This is a genomic window from Pseudomonas sp. SG-MS2 (assembly GCF_009933855.1).
Taxonomy (GTDB): Bacteria; Pseudomonadota; Gammaproteobacteria; order Pseudomonadales; family Pseudomonadaceae; genus Aquipseudomonas; species Aquipseudomonas putida_E.
Genome location: NZ_MOMO01000089.1, coordinates 1 through 16,904 on the forward strand (window position 1 = coordinate 1; position 16,904 = coordinate 16,904).

Genomic DNA, 16,904 nt, shown 5'->3' on the forward strand with positions numbered 1-16,904 from the left:
GCCCCGGCACAACCCGGCAGGGTCGGCAGCCAGCTGCGCGCCAGCCGCGACCAGCTCGGCACACTTTTCCGGGCTGCGGTTCCAGACGGTCAGCGGGTAACCTGCGGCCAGCAGGCGCCGACACATCGGCAGCCCCATCAGACCAATCCCGGCGAATCCAAGCGAAGGCAGTTCAGTGCTCATAACGACTCCTGGCAAATCCGATAGTTATCCGGGCCGTACCACGGCCCCATTACGCATCCCGTAAACTGTTACCGCCACGCCGAATTGTTACCTACCTCCACCCCACCTGAACGCCATCGAGCACCAGAATGGGGCGGCTGCGCATTTTCGCGCACCAAAATCATCCGGCGGATTTGGCGCTCTTCACCTGAATCACGATGAACGGCGAAACCACCACCGCCCATATCTCTGGATCGCGGGTTTGCAGGTCGAGCGCCTGTTCGGCCGTGACAGGGCCCACGGTGCCATCATCACGCCACTTGGCGAACATCTCGCTGCGATTCTGCGCCATCACTTCGGCAACCGCTATCAAGTCCAGGCTGGGGTCGACCCAAATCAGGTCACCCTTTGCCCAAAAACGCTCCAATGCCTTCCACTCGATAGTTGCCGTCTCGCCGAGCAATTTGGCATAGAGGGTGCTTGTTTGATCAGTCATGGGTTTTTACCGCAAATATCGGCCAATAAAAAAGGCCGGCATTTTTGCAGAAAAACCCGGTTTCAAATATGTAATTTGGTCGATTGGCCCAGAACTTGTGGGGTAGGGCCGAAGATGCAGGCGATGTAATGGCGCCTTTCTGTATCTTTGTGTCGATCATGCGACAACCCGCGAAACAGGCGCTTTTCGCCCGCTTTTCAAGCGCTCGGGCAGCGCTCTACACTGTACCGGTACAGTTCCGGGACATGTTCCGGGGGAAGGTGGGCATGCAGTGTGGCGTGGCCATACCGCAAATCCCGCCCGGTCTGTAGCCCTGGCCGCCAGGACTATAAGAATTACAACAGAATGAGTGGAGCACTATGATCAAGATTTCCAAGCTGTTCGCCGCAATGGTACTGGCCGGGGTAGCCAGCCATTCGTTTGCCGCCGATACCATCAAGATCGGCATCGCCGGTCCGAAAACCGGTCCTGTGACCCAGTACGGCGACATGCAGTTCATCGGCGCAAAACAGGCCATCAAGGACATCAACGCCAAGGGCGGCGTCGATGGCAAAATGCTTGAAGCCAAGGAATACGACGACGCGTGCGACCCTAAACAGGCCGTGGCAGTCGCCAACAAAGTGGTCAACGACGGCGTCAAGTTCGTCATCGGCCACCTGTGCTCCAGCTCCACCCAGCCAGCGTCCGACATCTACGAAGACGAAGGCGTGATCATGATCACCCCGGCCGCCACCAGCCCGGAAATCACCGCCCGTGGTTACAAGCTGATCTTCCGCACCATCGGCCTGGACAGCGCCCAAGGCCCTGCGGCCGGCAACTACATCGCCGACCACGTCAAGCCGAAGGTCGTTGCAGTGCTGCACGACAAGCAGCAGTACGGTGAAGGCATCGCCACCGCCGTCAAGCAGACCCTGGAAGGCAAAGGCACCAAGGTTGCCGTCTTCGAAGGCCTGAACGCCGGTGACAAGGACTTCTCCTCGATCATCCAGAAGCTCAAGCAGAACAACGTCGACTTCGTCTACTACGGCGGCTACCACCCAGAGCTGGGCCTGATCCTGCGCCAGGCTCAGGAAAAAGGCCTGAAAGCCAAGTTCATGGGGCCAGAAGGCGTAGGCAACGACTCGATCTCGCAGATCGCCCAGAACGCCTCCGAAGGCCTGCTGGTCACCCTGCCGAAGTCGTTCGACGCCGACCCTGAGAACAAGGCCATCGTCGATGCCATCAAGGCTGACGGCAAGGACCCGAGCGGTCCGTTCGTGTTCCCGGCCTACTCCGCCGTGGAGCTGATCGCCAAAGGCATCGAGGCTGCCAAGTCCGAAGACACCGACAAGGTGGCAGCCGCCATCCACGCCGGCTCGTTCAAGACCCCGACCGGCACGCTGTCGTACGACGAAAAAGGCGACCTCAAAGACTTCAAGTTCGTGGTCTACGAATGGCACTTCGGCAAGCCGAAGACCGAAGTCTCCCCTCAGTAACTGCGTGACTGAATAGCTGACCGTAAAAGCCCACTGTGCGAGCAGTGGGCTTTGTTTTACGAGGTTCATGGACCTGATTCCCGCGATCCGGGGGCCGGTTCACCTGAAAATCTTAAAACCGTCACTCGCGGTTTCCTGGCCTACCCCCGCCAGCGAAATGCAAATCAGGTTTTTAGGAGCGCTGTAATGCCTGAGATCTACCATTTCTTCCAACAACTGGTTAATGGATTGACCATCGGCAGCACCTATGCCTTGATCGCCATCGGTTACACGATGGTGTACGGCATCATTGGCATGATCAACTTCGCCCATGGCGAGGTGTACATGATCGGTTCGTATGTGGCCTTCATCGCCCTCGCAGGGCTGGCCATGATGGGTATCCATTCGCTGCCGATCCTGATGACCGTTGCCTTCGTCGCGACGATCTTCGTCACCAGCGCCTATGGCTACAGCATCGAACGGGTTGCCTACCGCCCCCTGCGCAACAGCAACCGTCTGATCCCGCTGATTTCCGCCATCGGCATGTCGATTTTCCTGCAGAACACCGTGCTGCTGTCGCAGGATTCCAAGGACAAATCCATCCCTAACCTGATCCCCGGGAGCTTCTCCTTCGGGCCAGGCGGTGCTGAAGAAGTCCTGATCAGCTACATGCAGATCCTGGTGTTCGTGGTCACCCTGGTGGCCATGACCCTGCTGACCCTGTTCATCTCCCGCTCTCGCCTGGGGCGCGCCTGCCGCGCCTGCGCCGAGGACATCAAGATGGCCAACCTGCTGGGCATCAACACCAACAACATCATCGCCCTGACCTTCGTCATCGGTGCCGCGCTGGCGGCGGTGGCGGCTGTGCTGCTGAGCATGCAGTACGGCGTGATCAACCCCAACGCCGGTTTCCTGGTGGGCCTGAAGGCCTTCACGGCGGCGGTACTGGGTGGCATCGGCAGCATTCCGGGCGCGATGCTCGGTGGCCTGGTGCTGGGCGTGGCCGAAGCCTTTGGCGCTGATATCTTCGGCGACCAGTACAAGGACGTGGTGGCATTCGGCCTGTTGGTTCTTGTCCTGCTGTTCCGGCCGACCGGCATCCTCGGCCGCCCGGAGGTTGAAAAAGTATGAACAGAAATCTCAAACAGGCGTTCTTCAGCGCCTTGCTGGTGTGGGCCGTGGCCTTCCCGGTGCTGGGCCTGAAACTGAGCATCGATGGCATCAGCCTGGTGGTGCACAGCCAGGGCTCGTTCACCATCGGCATCATCGCCGCCTGCTCGGTGCTGATGTTCCTGCGCGTGCTGTTCGACAGGCAGTGGAGCTCGGTGATGGGCCGCCGCTCGGATCGCAAGCTGATCTCGCCCGCGGTAAGCAATTACCTGACCCTGCCCAAGACACAACGCTGGATCATCATCGGGCTGATCGTGGTGGCGCTGGTCTGGCCGTTCTTCGGCTCGCGCGGCGCCGTCGACATCGCCACGCTGATCCTGATCTACGTGTTGCTGGGCCTGGGCCTGAACATCGTGGTCGGCCTGGCGGGCCTGCTGGACCTGGGTTACGTCGGCTTCTACGCTGTCGGCGCCTACAGCTATGCGATGCTGTCGCACTACCTGGGCTGGAGCTTCTGGGTATGCTTGCCGATCGCCGGCCTGATGGCCGCGACCTTCGGCTTCCTGCTCGGCTTCCCGGTGCTGCGCCTGCGCGGTGACTACCTGGCGATCGTGACCCTGGGCTTCGGCGAGATCATCCGCCTGTTCCTGCGAAACCTGACCGACTGGACCGGCGGCCCCAACGGCATCAGCAACATCCCCAAACCGGAGCTCTTCGGCCTCACCTTCGAGCGGCGTGCTGCCGAGGGGATGCAGACCTTCCACGAGTACTTCGGGTTGCCGTACAACTCGATCAACAAGGTCATCTTCCTCTACCTGGTGGCACTGTTGCTGGCACTGCTGGCGCTGTTCGTCATCAATCGCCTGCTGCGCATGCCCATCGGGCGCGCCTGGGAGGCGCTGCGTGAAGATGAGATCGCCTGCCGCGCGCTGGGCCTGAACCCGACTGTGATCAAGCTCTCGGCATTCACCCTGGGCGCCTGCTTCGCCGGTTTCGCCGGCAGCTTCTTCGCCGCCCGTCAAGGGTTGGTGACACCCGAGTCGTTCACCTTCATCGAGTCGGCGATCATCCTCGCCATCGTCGTGCTTGGCGGCATGGGCTCACAACTGGGCGTGATCCTCGCGGCCATCGTGATGATCCTGCTACCTGAGCTGATGCGTGAGTTCAGCGAATACCGGATGTTGATGTTCGGTGCGCTGATGGTGTTGATGATGATCTGGCGTCCGCAAGGCTTGCTGCCTATGCAACGTCCACACATGGAGCTGCGTCGATGAGCCGCGAAATTCTGCAAGTCAGCGGCCTGAGCATGCGCTTCGGCGGCTTGTTGGCGGTCAACGGCGTGGCCCTGACCGTCAAGGAAAAACAGGTAGTGGCGCTGATCGGCCCGAACGGCGCTGGCAAGACCACCGTGTTCAACTGCCTCACCGGCTTCTACAAGCCCAGCGGCGGCACCATCCTGCTCGACGGCCAGCCGATCCAGGGCCTGGCCGGCCACCAGATCGCCCGCAAGGGCGTGGTGCGGACCTTCCAGAACGTGCGCCTGTTCAAAGAGATGACCGCGCTGGAAAACCTGCTGATCGCCCAGCACCGCCACCTCAACACCAACTTCTTCGCCGGCCTGTTCAAGACCCCAAGCTTCCGCCGCAGCGAGAAAGAGGCCTTGGAGCGCGCGCAGTACTGGCTGGAGAAGGTCAACCTGACCGAGTTCGCCAACCGTACCGCCGGCACCCTCGCCTACGGCCAGCAACGCCGCCTGGAAATCGCCCGCTGCATGATGACCCAGCCGCGGATCATCATGCTGGACGAGCCGGCAGCGGGCCTGAACCCCAAGGAAACCGAGGACCTCAAGGCGTTGATCGCCTATCTGCGTGAGTCGCACAACGTCACCGTGCTGCTGATCGAACACGACATGAAGCTGGTGATGAGCATTTCCGACCATATCGTCGTCATCAACCAGGGCACGCCCCTGGCAAACGGCACACCGGAGGAAATTCGCGACAACCCTGACGTGATCAAAGCCTACCTGGGGGAAGCGTAAATGCTGAAGTTCGAGAACGTCTCCACCTTCTACGGCAAGATCCAGGCGTTGCACAGCGTCAACGTCGAGATCAATCAGGGTGAGATCGTCACCCTGATTGGTGCCAACGGTGCGGGCAAGTCAACCTTGCTGATGACCCTGTGCGGCTCGCCGCAGGCGCACAGCGGCAGCATCAAGTACCTGGGTGAAGAGCTGGTCGGCCAGCCTTCTTCGCACATCATGCGCAAGAGCATCGCCGTGGTCCCGGAGGGCCGCCGTGTGTTCGCCCGCCTGACCGTCGAGGAAAACCTCGCCATGGGCGGCTTCTTCACCGACAAAGGCGACTATCAGGAGCAACTGGACAAAGTCCTGCAACTGTTCCCGAGGCTGAAAGAGCGTTATCTCCAGCGCGGCGGCACCATGTCCGGCGGCGAGCAGCAGATGCTGGCCATCGGCAGGGCGCTGATGAGCAAGCCCAAGCTGCTGCTGCTCGACGAGCCCTCGTTGGGCCTGGCGCCTATCATCATCCAGCAGATCTTCGACATCATCGAACAGTTGCGCCGCGATGGCGTGACGGTGTTCCTGGTGGAACAGAACGCCAACCAGGCGTTGAAGGTCGCAGATCGGGCCTATGTGCTGGAGAATGGCCGGGTTGTAATGCAAGGCACGGGGGAGGCGCTGCTGACCGACCCGAAAGTGCGTGACGCCTACCTGGGCGGTTGACTGGCAAAGGGCCTCGGGCTCATGCCAGTCAGTTAGCTTTATCAGGGCTGCTACGCAGCCCATCGCCGGCAAGCCAGCGCCTACAGGGTCAGCGCTGTTCCTGTAGCAGCCGGCTTGCCGGCGATGGGCCGCAAAGCGGCCCCAAATTGCTTTCTCTTGTGATCAGCGCCTGGCATGGGTACCGTGGCCTGCACTTCATGCAAGCATCCCGGAGCCCCGTCCCATGCGCCTCACCCCTTCCCTGCTACTCACCGCCCTGCTGCCCCTGTTCGCCGGCTGCCAGATGCTGGCCGCCCCACCAAGCGATCCGAACATCGGCACTGTGCGCATGCAGGGCGAATTGAGCGCCGGGGGCGGCCAGTTGCTGTTCAAGCCCTGCAATGAACCCCGTCGCTTCGTGATCAAGGATGTGGCCGGCACCGGCATTTTGCAGGAAGCCGCCAACCTGGCAGACGACGCCGGTGACAAACTGTTCGCCGATGTACGCGGGCGCCTCACCGGCAGCAAGCAGGCCAACAGCGACGGCCAGCTCGAGGTGCGCCGCCTGTACCGCCTGGACCCGTCCACCCGCGCCTGCGAAGATCCCAACTTCAAGCAGCTGACCCTGCGCGCCAGCGGCCATGAGCCTGAGTGGGACATCAAGGCCAGTGGCAAAGGCATGGTGCTCAACCGCATTGGCAAGGAGCCATTGCCGCTGCCCTTCCTGGAGGAGGAAGTGCCCGGCGGCGGCCTGACCCTGAGCAGCGAAGCCAACGGCCAGCAGGTGGAACTGTGGGTCGCCCCGCAGCGTTGCGTCGATACTGCCACCGGTGCCGTGCACCACCTGCGCGCCGAGCTGAGCATCGATGGCCAGACCCTGCAGGGCTGCGGCTACTACGGCGGTGCACGCGACAACTGATCGCCGGGCACTTTTATCCTGCCAGTCAGGGCGGCGAACAGCTTATACTTGGCGGTTTGTGTAAAGCCGCCGGCCGCCCATGGCCGGGATACTGGACCCTGCCATGCTACGAATCACCGAACTGAAGCTGCCCCTGGACCATCCCGACGAAGCGCTGCGCGAAGCCATTGTCCAGCGCCTGGGCATCCGCGATGAGCAACTGCTCAGCTTCAACCTGTTCAAGCGCAGCTACGATGCGCGCAAGAAGAACAGCGAATTGCTGTTCATCTACACCATCGACCTTGAAGCCAGCAACGAAGCGGAGCTACTAGCCAAGTTCGCTGACGATCGCAACATCAGCGTCGCGCCGGATGTCACCTACAAGTACGTTGGCCACGCCCCTGCCGACCTGCAGGAGCGTCCGGTCGTGGTCGGCTTCGGCCCGTGCGGCATCTTCGCCGGCCTGCTGCTGGCCCAGATGGGCTTCAAGCCGATCATCCTCGAGCGTGGCAAGGAAGTGCGCCAGCGCACCAAGGACACCTGGGGCCTGTGGCGCAAGAGCGTGCTCAACCCCGAGTCCAACGTGCAGTTCGGCGAAGGCGGTGCCGGGACCTTCTCCGACGGCAAGCTGTACAGCCAGATCAAGGACCCGCTTCACCATGGCCGCAAGGTACTGGAAGAGTTCGTCAAGGCCGGTGCGCCGGACGAGATCCTCTACATCAACAAGCCGCACATCGGTACCTTCCGCCTGACCGGCATGGTCGAGCAGATGCGCCAGGACATCATCGCCCTGGGCGGTGAAGTGCGCTTCCAGGAAAAAGTCACCGACCTGCTGATCGACGATGGCCAACTGAGCGGCGTGGTGCTGGAGAGCGGCGAGCAGCTGCAGTCGCGCCACGTGGTGCTTGCCTTGGGCCACAGCGCCCGTGACACCTTCCGCATGCTGCACGGCAAAGGCGTGTTCATGGAAGCCAAGCCCTTCTCGGTGGGCTTCCGTATCGAGCACCCGCAAACGCTGATCGACAAGGCGCGCCTTGGCAAATATGCCGGTCACCCGAAACTGGGTGCCGCTGACTACAAGCTGGTGTACCACGCCAAGAACGGCCGCTCTATATACAGCTTCTGCATGTGCCCCGGCGGTACCGTGGTCGCTGCCACCAGCGAACCAGGCCGCGTCGTCACCAATGGCATGAGCCAGTATTCGCGTAACGAGCGCAACGCCAACTCCGGCATCGTGGTCGGTATCGACCCTGAGCGCGATTACCCGGGCGGCCCGCTGGCGGGTATCGAGCTGCAGGAGCGCCTGGAGGCGCACGCTTATGTAATGGGCGGTAGCAACTATCAGGCACCGGCACAGTTGGTGGGTGACTTCGTTGCAGGCAAACCCTCCACCGCGCTGGGTAGCGTCGAGCCGTCTTACAAGCCGGGCGTGACCTTGGGTGACCTGGCGCCGAGTTTGCCGGATTTCGCCATCGAGGCAATCCGCGAGGCGCTGCCAGCCTTCGATCGACAGATCAAAGGCTACAACCTGCATGATGCAGTGCTGACTGGCATCGAGACACGCACCTCCTCGCCGCTGCGCATCACCCGCGGCGAGGATTACCAGAGCCTGAACGTGAAGGGGTTGTTCCCTGCAGGTGAAGGTGCCGGGTACGCCGGGGGCATTCTTTCGGCGGGTGTTGATGGCATTCGCATTGCCGAAGCCGTGGCGCGGGATATGCTCGGGCTGTAAGCCGGCGACAGGGCCAGGGCAGGCAAATAAAAAACCCCGAACGGGCCTGGCCAGTTCGGGGTTTTGTTTTGGCGCGGTCAGTGCGTAACGCGGCTGGTACCGTCGACAGTCATGATGCGCACACGCTCACCGACGCGGAAGATTTCGTTCTCCTGCACGGCCTGAACGTAGGCGCGCATGCTGCCATCGTCCTCACGCACGGTGATTTCGACACCTTGGGTGCGGGTGATGCCTTCCTCGGCAGCGGAACCCGCCAGGCCACCGGCCACGGCACCGATTACCGCTGCAACGATACTGCCACGGCCACCACCAATGGCACTGCCGGCAACACCACCGACAATCGCGCCGGCACCGCCGCCGATAGGGGTTTTGGTGCCTTCGATCTTGACCGGACGCAGGGACTCGATAGTACCCATGCGCACGGTCTGCACGCGACGGGCCTCATCACGGGAGTAGCTGTCGCCGGTCAGGCTCGAAGCACAGCCGCCCAACAACAACGACATGGTGGTAAAAGTCGCCACCAGCAAAGCGGATTTACGCATGGGTAAAGTCTCCATAAGTCAGGTGTCCATTAGACGCTGCACCTCGACGGCTGTCACGGTAGCAAAGCCATAAAATTATTTCCGTTCAGCTACGGTACAGTCTCCGAGCCGGGCCTGGAAATCTAGACAGAGGATAGTCAGGGTTTACTGCATTGAAGTAGTGACAGCATGCATGGGGCTACCGCGCAGCCCCATGAACGTCACGGAGCCAGGCGCTCGCGCTGCCACTGGCCATCGACCCACCGATAGTTCAGCCGGTCGTGCAGCCGGCTCGCCCGCCCTTGCCAGAACTCGATGCGCTCGGGCAGCAGGCGGTAGCCTCCCCAATGCTCGGGGCAGTGGGGCTGGGTGTCGGAGAACCGGGACTCAGTGGCCTTCACCAGCCCTTCGAGCGCCTCGCGGCTGGCAATCACCCGGCTTTGCGGTGACGCCCAGGCCCCAAGGCGGCTACCCAGCGGGCGGACCTGGTAATAGTCATCCGACTCTTGGGGCGTAACCTTTTCCACACGCCCCTCAATGCGCACCTGACGTTCCAGCGCCGGCCAGAAGAAGGTCATGGCAGCGAAGGGGTTGGCCTGGAGTTGCTGGCCCTTGGCGCTGTCGTAGTTGGTGAAGAAGGTGAACCCTCGGTCGTCGAGCCCCTTGAGCAGCAAAACGCGGCAATGGGGACGGCCATCACCGTCGACCGTGGCGAGGGTCATGGCATTGGCCTCCACCGGTGCCTGCTCGGTCTTTACCGCATCGGCGAACCACTGATGGAACAGAGCGAACGGCTCGCCCGGCGCCTGGGCTTCTGCCAGGCCATCACGGGTGTAGTCGCGGCGCATATCGGCCAGGGATTGGGTCATGGCTGCGTTTCCTTGACGATCAGTTGGTCTTCGCAGGGCTGTTGGCGGCTACTTTTTTCTCGGCGGTAGCTTTCTTGGCAGCGGGCTTGGCCGGCGCGGCTTTCTTTTTGGCGGTGGTTTTAGCAGGTGCCTTGGCTTTGGCTGCAGGCTTTTTGGCAGCAGGTTTGGCCGCTGCCTTGGCGGCTGGTTTGGTAACAGCTGCCTTGGTAGCGGGTGCCTTGGTGTCCTGGACAGCGACCATCGAGGCCGGTGCCGGCGCTGGCCGCTGATATTTGGCCATCAGGGCAAGCATGGTGTTCTGCGGGGTCAGCAGCATCTCCACGCGGCGGTTAAGGGACCGGCCTTCGACGCTGTCGTTGGCCGCGCGCGGCATTTCAGAGCCCATGCCCTTGAGCGAAAGACGGTCACGCTTCAAGCCGCTCAAACGGAAGATCGCCGACACGGAAGCGGCGCGCTCCAGGCTGAGCTTCTGGTTGGTAGCAGCAGCGCCGCTGGTGTCGGCGTGGCCCAGCACCAGCACGGCAGTCTTGGGGTCGCCTTCGACGGCTTTGGCCACACGGGTAATCGGGCCCAGGCTCATAGGCAACAGCATGTTCGGACGGTCCGGGTTGTAGGAGCTGTCAGCCGGGATGGTCACAACCAACACATTCTCACGGCGCTCCAGCTCCAGTTTGCTGTCCTTGATCGCTTCACGCAGTTTTGGCTCGTACTGATCGAGCCAGGCCTGGGTGGCCTTTTCGTCGATTTTTGGTACAACCGGGCCCTTGGCCTGCTTGTCGTCACCGCCAAAGGGCCACCACCAGCGGCTGGCGCTCTCGGACTTGGCATCAGCCTTGGCGACTTTTTCGGTGACGGCCTGCTTCACTTCCTGCTCGGCGACCTCGTCCGTACCGAATGGCCACCAGCTGCTGAGGCCGCCCTTCGCGGCATCCTGGGAATGGCTGGCGCAGCCGGTCATAGCGGTCAGGCACAGGGCGAGAGCTAAGGTTTTATGTGAAGACATCAGCGATACACCATGAAATAGAAAGAAATTTTGCCCACACACTTGAGGCGTTGGCATTGAGGATAGTCAAAGGGGTTGCGCAATACCCGCGTTACCCGATCAAAGGCAAGTGCCAAGGACACGCACCAGTTGCTGGGCTCTTGGGTCCATGAGCACGTAAGGGCCAAGGGTATTGACCACGAAACCGAAGGCAACGTCGTGCTCGGGGTCGGCAAAACCGACCGAACCACCTGCGCCGGGATGCCCAAAGGCCCGCGCACCCAGGCCGAAGGTGGCGTTGGCCACTGTGGGTTGGTCCAGCATGCAGCCAAGGCCGAAACGGGTCTGGGTCAGCAGGGTACGATCCTCGCCGATGCTGTGTTCACGCGTCAGTTCATCGAGCAATTCGGACTCGAGCAAGCTGCCGTCGAGCAGGCCGGCATAGAAACCCGCCAGGCTACGGGCATTGCCGTGACCGTTGGCCGCCGGTTGCTGCATGCGGCGCCACTCAGGCTTGTTGGTGCTGGTGAGGATGGCCGGCGGGTTGGTGAACGCACGGGTAGACAACGCCTCGGGCTCACGCATGGTCACCTGCAGCAAGCGCTGGGCGGCAGCATCGCCGGCGTTGCCCTTGCCGCGTGCGATATGGGCCACGCGATCGAATTCTTCGTCCGCCAGGCCTACATGGAAATCCAGCACCAGCGGCCGCGCGGTACGCGCCACGATCGACTCCCCTGGGCCACGCCCATCGGCGCGGCGGATCAGCTCGCCGATCAGCCAGCCGTAGGTGATGGCGGCATAGCCGTGCGCGGTACCCGGCGCCCACCAAGGTGTTTCGGCGGCTAGCGCATCGACCATGGTTTGCCAGTCATACAGGGCCTCTGCTGGCAGCAGCTCGCGGATGGCGGGCAAACCCGCCCTGTGGCTGAGCAGCTGGCGCAGGGTGACGCTCTCTTTGCCTGCCTGGGCAAACTCGGGCCAATAGCGCGCCACCGGAGCATCCAGCGCCAGCTTGCCCTCACCGACCAGTTGCAGTGCGGTGACGGCAGTGAAGGTCTTGGTGCAGGAGAACAGATTGGCGATGGTATCGCTGTGCCAGGCCTGCTGGCCGTCTTTGTCGGCGCTGCCCGCCCAAAGGTCGATTACAGTCTCGCCACCGACTTGAATGCACAGCGCCGCGCCGCGCTCCTGGGGATCATCGAACAATGCCGCAAACGCTTCGCGCACTGCCTCGAACTTCAGCTCATAGTGACCCTGGATCTGCACCCGCCTGTTCTCCGTTCGACCTTGCTGAAAAAGGGAGGCATTGTTTCAGTAGTTGGCGGTTTTGCCTACTGGGCAAGGCTGGATGATCACGCAGAAAAGCACCCTTTTCAGGGCGCCTCGTCGGTTGGCGCGCCCGTGGTAGAGCCCCCTTCGTGCAACAGGCTGCTCAACTGACCAACGGCCTGCCGGTTACTCTTGCGCACCGCCTCGACAAAACCCGGATATGGCATATCGGTGATCGCCACCAGCCCGAGGTGCCCGTTTTCGCCATCGAGCAAACGCCCGCTGGCAGGCTGGTCGAGGTACTGGAACCAGTGAGCGCCGACAATCATCGGCTGCGCCAGTGCCGCCTTGAGGAAGTTGCCGTAGGCCGGGCCCCGATCCTCTTCACGCGCCACTTCCACCGGCCCCGGCCAGAAAGGCCCACGGTCACGGGAACCGAACTGGAATTCGGACACCAGCACCGGCTTGTCCAGCTCCGCCAGCTGGGCGAAGTCATAGCCATCCTGGGGTTTGAGGGTATAGAAGTTGAAGCTCAGCACATCGCAGAACTCGGCGCAGGCCTTGACCGCTTCGGGTGTGCTGACGGCAAAGCGCCCGCCCAGCAGAAGGTGGTTGGGCGCATGCCAGTTCAGCGAATCGGCGATGGTCTTGAAATAGGTTTCGGCGAACACCTGCTGGAAGTGCTGGTAATCGCGTTCGATCTCAGGGTGCTCGGGGTTGGGCAGCGGCGCCTCGAAGCCTGGGTCTTCCATCAATTCCCAGGCTTGCAGGTCGATGCCCCAGGCCTTGGACAGCCCCTGCTGGTTACGGTACTTGTCGCGCAGTTGCTTGAGGAAGGCACGCTTGGCCGGTACATCGGTTGTCAGACGCAGGGTGCCATAGGCAAGGCCGTAACGGGCCTTGGGGTCATTGCCAGGCGCAGCCCAGGCCAGCTCGTTATCGGCAAAGTACCCAATCAGCCAGGGATCATCCCGGTGGTCACGCGCGGCGATGGCCACGGCTCGCTCGGTGGCCATGGCGAAACGCGGATCGAACGGGTCGGGCATGCGCCCCCACCAGTCCATGCCTGTGCTGATGCTGGCATAGTCACCGACGATCGACAGCGGCAGGGTATAGGGCATGCGTTTGGCCTGGCCGAGTTCGGGGTCGCTCCAGTTGCCCAGGGTGTTGAAGCCCCAGGCCTGCAACCGGTCGAGCGTATGCGCCTGCCAACGAGCGCTATCCAGCGCAAGGGGCGGGCAGGGCGCGGCAGGTTGCCCCTCCTCCCCTGCCGGGCAAGGTTTGCCATGGGCGCGCTGGATGTTGGCTGCATAGAAGTCGAACCAACGCCCCTTCTTGAAGTTGCGCCCCTGCGACGATGCATTGCCATCATCGTTGTTGCCCTCGCCATAAAAGGCGGCAAGCGCGTCACCTTCGCCCGGCAGCACGCCGAACATCCCTTCGCGGCCCGCGACATAGGTACGCCCGCCATCGGCAGCCACGGCATTGACGCCCAACGAGTAGAACGGATGGCCCTCGGGGGTCACCAGGTGCCAGCGGCCGCCACGCTTTTCCGTACGGAAGAAACCCTTGGCGTCGAACGCCGGCCCGGCAAGCAGGCCGCCGTAGCTGTCCAGCTGTTGCTTGTGATGCTCGGCCAGCCAGGCCTTGAGCTGTTGCTGCTCGCGGTTGTCAGCAGCTTTCAGTTGTTCATCGTTGACCACCTTTTCGGGCCAGCGGCCGCGCGTGGACTGGCCATAAGCATCGATCAGTGCGTGGTAGGCCGCCCGGTAGGCAAGGTCGTCGTCCTGAATACCGACCTTCTCGATCAGCAGGTTCTGCGCAACCTTGGGGCCGGGGATGCTCAGGCTGACAGATACCACCTGCTTGAGATCGACCTCACCGGCGCTGCTGGTCAGCAGCAACCGTTGCCCTTCATGGGTCCAGGGCATCGGTGGGCCGGCGCGCATGCCCTGGCTCAGGGGGGAACTGGCCTTGAGCGGCACCATGACCGTCTGCGCAGGCCCTGCAGGCAGGTCGATACGGCTGGTCAGGGTACGGCCATCGCTGCCCAGCACCGTGACATCGACGGTCAGTGCCCAGTCCATGGCACTTTGCAGGCGCAAGGTCAGAAACTGCCCGGCCGACCAATCCCATGCGCCACTGTGAGGGCTCAGCCGCAGGGTAGGCCGTTCGACCGGGTTGAACACCACCCGCCGCAACACCTCGCCTTCTGCGGTCTGTTCTGCGTTGTACTGCGGCATCCCGGCCCCTTCAGTGGCCACATTGACGACCGAAGCCGGGCGCACGAAGCTGAACAGCGTCTGCTGCCCGGCCATTGCAGAGGCGCTGAACAACAGGGTGAGAACAGCAGGCAAGGTGCGGCGGATCATAGGGCTCAGGCTCTCCTTCCAGGCCCTCATGGGCCCGCGACAGAGTGGTGGACAACGGGCCGGCACATCATGCTCCGGCCTTCAGGAAATCTCCCGCCGGAAGGGCGGCAGCGCATTGAGAATAGCCTTGCCGTAGCGTTGGGTGACCAGACGCCGGTCAAGCAAGGTAATGACGCCCCGGTCCTGCTCGGTACGCAGCAGGCGACCGCAGGCCTGAATCAGCTTCAACGATGCATCGGGTACGGCAATTTCCATGAAGGGGTTGCCACCGCGGGCCTCGATCCACTCGGCCAGTGCCGCCTCGACCGGATCGTCAGGCACGGCGAAGGGGATCTTGGCGATCACCACATGCTCGCAGTAGGCACCGGGCAGGTCGACGCCCTCGGCGAAGCTGGCCAGACCGAACAGCACACTGTGCTGGCCATCATCGACCCGCGCCTTGTGCTTGTTCAGGGTTTCCTGCTTGGACAGGTTGCCCTGAATCAGCACCAGCTTGCGCCAGTCGCGGTCCAGGCCGTCGAAGACTTCCTGCATCTGTTTGCGCGAGGAGAACAGTACCAGCGCACCGCGGGCGTCCTCGACGATGTTCGGCAGCTCGCGGATGATCGCAGCGGTATGCGCCGCAGCATCGCGCGGGTCGGCCTTGAGGTCGGGCACCCGCAGCAGGCCGGCATCGCCATGCACGAACGGGCTGGGCACCACGCAGGTCATCGCATCGCGCGGCAGGCCCGAGCGCATGCGGAAACGGTCGAACTTGCCCAGCGCGGTCAGCGTCGCCGAGGTTACCAGCGCGCCATGGGCCACGCTCCACAGGCTGCGCCGCAGCATTTCGGCTGCCAGAATGGGGCTGGCGTTGACCTCGATGTCGAACAGCGCGCCGCTTTCGGCCAGGGTCAACCAGCGGGCCATGGGCGGGCTGTCTTGCGGGTCCTCGGCAGTGAAGGCGGTCCACAGCTCCCAGTTGCCTTGGGCGCGGGTGACCAGGCTGCCGAACAAGGGGTACCACTCTTCGGCCTGATGGCTGGCGATACCGATGTTGACCTCGCCATCCATGCCTTCCTTGAGCAGGTCGGCCAGGCGGGTGAACAGGTCGTTGAGGCGGGCGAAGCCCTTTTTCAGCTCGATGCCGACGTCGCGGATCTGCTCGGGTACCACGCCGCCTTCGAAGCGATAGCGCGGGCGCTCACGCCCCTCCACGTCCTCGCTGGGACGGAAGTCGGCGACTTGCTCGCACAAGGTGAACATGAACTGTTGCTGGGTGCGGATTTCCCGCGCTAGCTCCGGCACCTGCTCGATCAGCTTGCCCAGATCGCCCGGCAACGGGTGCTGGGCCAACAGCTTGGTCAGGTTCTTGGCGGTCTGCTCCAGCCAGTCGGCAGTGGAGCGCAAACGGGAAAAGTGCGCGAAGTGGCCGATGGCCTTGTCGGGCAGGTGGTGGCCTTCGTCGAACACGTACATCGTGTCACGCGGGTCAGGCAGCACCGCGCCGCCACCCAGGGCCAGGTCGGCCAGGACCATGTCGTGGTTGGTGACGATCACATCGACCTTGCCCATGCCTTCGCGGGCCTTGTAGAACACGCACTGCTGGAAGTTCGGGCAGTGGCGGCCGGTACATTGGCTGTGGTCGGTGGTCAGCCGCGCCCAGTCCTGGTCTTCCAGGGCCTCGGGCCAGCTGTCACGGTCGCCGTCCCAGCGATTGCCGGCGAGCTTCTCGATCATGCTGTTGAACAGCTTCTGGCTGCGCTCGTCGACCTCGATGTGAAAGCCCTCTTCCTCGAACAGCTGGGCAGTGGCCGATTGCGCATGGCCCTCCTGCAGCAGGACGTCGAGCTTGGACAGGCACAGGTAGCGGCCGCGGCCCTTGGCCAGGGCGAAGCTGAAGTTCAGGCCGCTGCTGCGCATGAGGTCGGGCAGGTCCTTGAAGACGATCTGCTCCTGCAGGGCCACGGTCGCGGTGGCGATCACCAGGCGCTTGCCAGCCGCCTTGGCAGCCGGGATTGCGGCCAGGCTGTAGGCCACCGTCTTGCCGGTACCGGTACCCGCCTCGACCGCGACCACGGCGGGCTCGCCCGCACGGCGGCCTTCGTCGTCGCAGGCGATGTCGCCGAGTACCTTGGCCACTTCGGCGATCATCAGGCGCTGGCCATAACGCGGCTTGAGGCTCTTGGCTTCGAGAAAACGCGAGTAGGCGCCCTGGATGGTGGCTTTGAGTTCGTTACTGATCATGGTCTGCAGGCGCCCGAAGGGCTGGATATATTTTCAGTGTTTCGCATGGGGCGGCTATCATACCCCGCTATTGCCCATTGTGCCGCATGGAGAT

General features: G+C 62.7%; 15 protein-coding genes. 7 read left to right on the plus strand and 8 right to left on the minus strand.

Annotated elements, in window-relative coordinates; genetic code table 11:
• On the minus strand, positions 1–183 hold a 183-nt coding region (locus BLX42_RS07225), incomplete at its 3' end, for an NAD(P)-binding domain-containing protein (protein ID WP_256671931.1).
• 160 nt (positions 184–343) lie between these two features.
• Positions 344–658, minus strand: a complete 315-nt coding sequence (locus BLX42_RS07230) for a DUF2288 domain-containing protein (protein ID WP_046787726.1) — start codon at positions 656–658, stop codon at positions 344–346.
• 359 nt (positions 659–1,017) lie between these two features.
• Between BLX42_RS07230 and BLX42_RS07235 the strand changes: the two genes are divergently transcribed.
• The 7 genes from BLX42_RS07235 (at position 1,018) to BLX42_RS07265 (ending at position 8,571) form a co-directional block, all read left to right on the plus strand.
• The gene (locus BLX42_RS07235) at positions 1,018–2,133 is read left to right on the plus strand and encodes a branched-chain amino acid ABC transporter substrate-binding protein (protein WP_012313074.1); all 1,116 of its coding nucleotides are present in this window, start codon (positions 1,018–1,020) and stop codon (positions 2,131–2,133) included.
• Between the two features lie 186 nt (positions 2,134–2,319).
• Positions 2,320–3,243 (plus strand): high-affinity branched-chain amino acid ABC transporter permease LivH, encoded by a 924-nt coding sequence (gene livH, locus BLX42_RS07240; protein WP_008097482.1) that lies wholly within the window; start codon positions 2,320–2,322, stop codon positions 3,241–3,243.
• Positions 3,240–4,496 (plus strand): high-affinity branched-chain amino acid ABC transporter permease LivM, encoded by a 1,257-nt coding sequence (locus BLX42_RS07245; protein WP_012313073.1) that lies wholly within the window; start codon positions 3,240–3,242, stop codon positions 4,494–4,496. The genes livH and BLX42_RS07245 overlap by 4 nt, the downstream gene beginning before the upstream one ends.
• Positions 4,493–5,260 carry a high-affinity branched-chain amino acid ABC transporter ATP-binding protein LivG gene (livG, locus tag BLX42_RS07250; RefSeq protein ID WP_039604710.1) on the plus strand — a complete coding sequence of 256 codons (768 nt, stop codon included), beginning with the start codon at positions 4,493–4,495 and terminating at the stop codon, positions 5,258–5,260. The genes BLX42_RS07245 and livG overlap by 4 nt, the downstream gene beginning before the upstream one ends.
• The gene (locus BLX42_RS07255; RefSeq protein WP_046787727.1) at positions 5,261–5,962 is read left to right on the plus strand and encodes an ABC transporter ATP-binding protein; all 702 of its coding nucleotides are present in this window, start codon (positions 5,261–5,263) and stop codon (positions 5,960–5,962) included. It begins immediately after the preceding gene.
• A 223-nt stretch (positions 5,963–6,185) separates the two neighbouring features.
• On the plus strand, positions 6,186–6,860 hold the full coding sequence (locus BLX42_RS07260; protein ID WP_115273736.1) for a COG3650 family protein: 675 nt from the start codon (positions 6,186–6,188) through the stop codon (positions 6,858–6,860).
• A 103-nt stretch (positions 6,861–6,963) separates the two neighbouring features.
• The gene (locus BLX42_RS07265; protein ID WP_161871458.1) at positions 6,964–8,571 is read left to right on the plus strand and encodes an NAD(P)/FAD-dependent oxidoreductase; all 1,608 of its coding nucleotides are present in this window, start codon (positions 6,964–6,966) and stop codon (positions 8,569–8,571) included.
• Between the two features lie 77 nt (positions 8,572–8,648).
• Here BLX42_RS07265 and BLX42_RS07270 read toward each other — a convergent pair whose 3' ends face one another.
• The 6 genes from BLX42_RS07270 to dinG all read right to left on the minus strand — a co-directional run bounded on the left by BLX42_RS07270 (position 8,649) and on the right by dinG (position 16,810).
• Positions 8,649–9,113, minus strand: a complete 465-nt coding sequence (locus tag BLX42_RS07270; protein WP_012313068.1) for a glycine zipper 2TM domain-containing protein — start codon at positions 9,111–9,113, stop codon at positions 8,649–8,651.
• 200 nt (positions 9,114–9,313) lie between these two features.
• A complete protein-coding gene (gene pdxH, locus BLX42_RS07275) occupies positions 9,314–9,961 on the minus strand; it encodes a pyridoxamine 5'-phosphate oxidase (protein ID WP_161871459.1) in 648 nt (215 codons plus the stop codon).
• 19 nt (positions 9,962–9,980) lie between these two features.
• On the minus strand, positions 9,981–10,964 hold the full coding sequence (locus BLX42_RS07280; protein ID WP_125924213.1) for an OmpA family protein: 984 nt from the start codon (positions 10,962–10,964) through the stop codon (positions 9,981–9,983).
• 99 nt (positions 10,965–11,063) lie between these two features.
• Entirely contained in the window at positions 11,064–12,209 is a 1,146-nt protein-coding gene (locus BLX42_RS07285) for a serine hydrolase domain-containing protein (protein WP_161871460.1), read from the minus strand.
• A gap of 107 nt (positions 12,210–12,316) precedes the next feature.
• A complete protein-coding gene (locus BLX42_RS07290) occupies positions 12,317–14,584 on the minus strand; it encodes a beta-galactosidase (RefSeq protein WP_161871461.1) in 2,268 nt (755 codons plus the stop codon).
• An 81-nt stretch (positions 14,585–14,665) separates the two neighbouring features.
• Positions 14,666–16,810, minus strand: coding sequence for an ATP-dependent DNA helicase DinG (gene dinG / locus BLX42_RS07295; protein WP_046787734.1), 2,145 nt, complete (start codon positions 16,808–16,810; stop codon positions 14,666–14,668).
• Positions 16,811–16,904 lie beyond the last annotated feature (94 nt).

What these genes read in the sequence shown, in the direction of transcription:
- BLX42_RS07230 (WP_046787726.1), bottom strand. Translation starts at nt 658, where the DNA reads ATGACTGATCAAACAAGCACCCTCTATGCCAAATTGCTCGGCGAGACG.
- BLX42_RS07235 (WP_012313074.1), top strand. Translation starts at nt 1,018, where the DNA reads ATGATCAAGATTTCCAAGCTGTTCGCCGCAATGGTACTGGCCGGGGTA.
- livH (WP_008097482.1), top strand. Translation starts at nt 2,320, where the DNA reads ATGCCTGAGATCTACCATTTCTTCCAACAACTGGTTAATGGATTGACC.
- BLX42_RS07245 (WP_012313073.1), top strand. Translation starts at nt 3,240, where the DNA reads ATGAACAGAAATCTCAAACAGGCGTTCTTCAGCGCCTTGCTGGTGTGG.
- livG (WP_039604710.1), top strand. Translation starts at nt 4,493, where the DNA reads ATGAGCCGCGAAATTCTGCAAGTCAGCGGCCTGAGCATGCGCTTCGGC.
- BLX42_RS07255 (WP_046787727.1), top strand. Translation starts at nt 5,261, where the DNA reads ATGCTGAAGTTCGAGAACGTCTCCACCTTCTACGGCAAGATCCAGGCG.
- BLX42_RS07260 (WP_115273736.1), top strand. Translation starts at nt 6,186, where the DNA reads ATGCGCCTCACCCCTTCCCTGCTACTCACCGCCCTGCTGCCCCTGTTC.
- BLX42_RS07265 (WP_161871458.1), top strand. Translation starts at nt 6,964, where the DNA reads ATGCTACGAATCACCGAACTGAAGCTGCCCCTGGACCATCCCGACGAA.
- BLX42_RS07270 (WP_012313068.1), bottom strand. Translation starts at nt 9,113, where the DNA reads ATGCGTAAATCCGCTTTGCTGGTGGCGACTTTTACCACCATGTCGTTG.
- pdxH (WP_161871459.1), bottom strand. Translation starts at nt 9,961, where the DNA reads ATGACCCAATCCCTGGCCGATATGCGCCGCGACTACACCCGTGATGGC.
- BLX42_RS07280 (WP_125924213.1), bottom strand. Translation starts at nt 10,964, where the DNA reads ATGTCTTCACATAAAACCTTAGCTCTCGCCCTGTGCCTGACCGCTATG.
- BLX42_RS07290 (WP_161871461.1), bottom strand. Translation starts at nt 14,584, where the DNA reads ATGATCCGCCGCACCTTGCCTGCTGTTCTCACCCTGTTGTTCAGCGCC.
- dinG (WP_046787734.1), bottom strand. Translation starts at nt 16,810, where the DNA reads ATGATCAGTAACGAACTCAAAGCCACCATCCAGGGCGCCTACTCGCGT.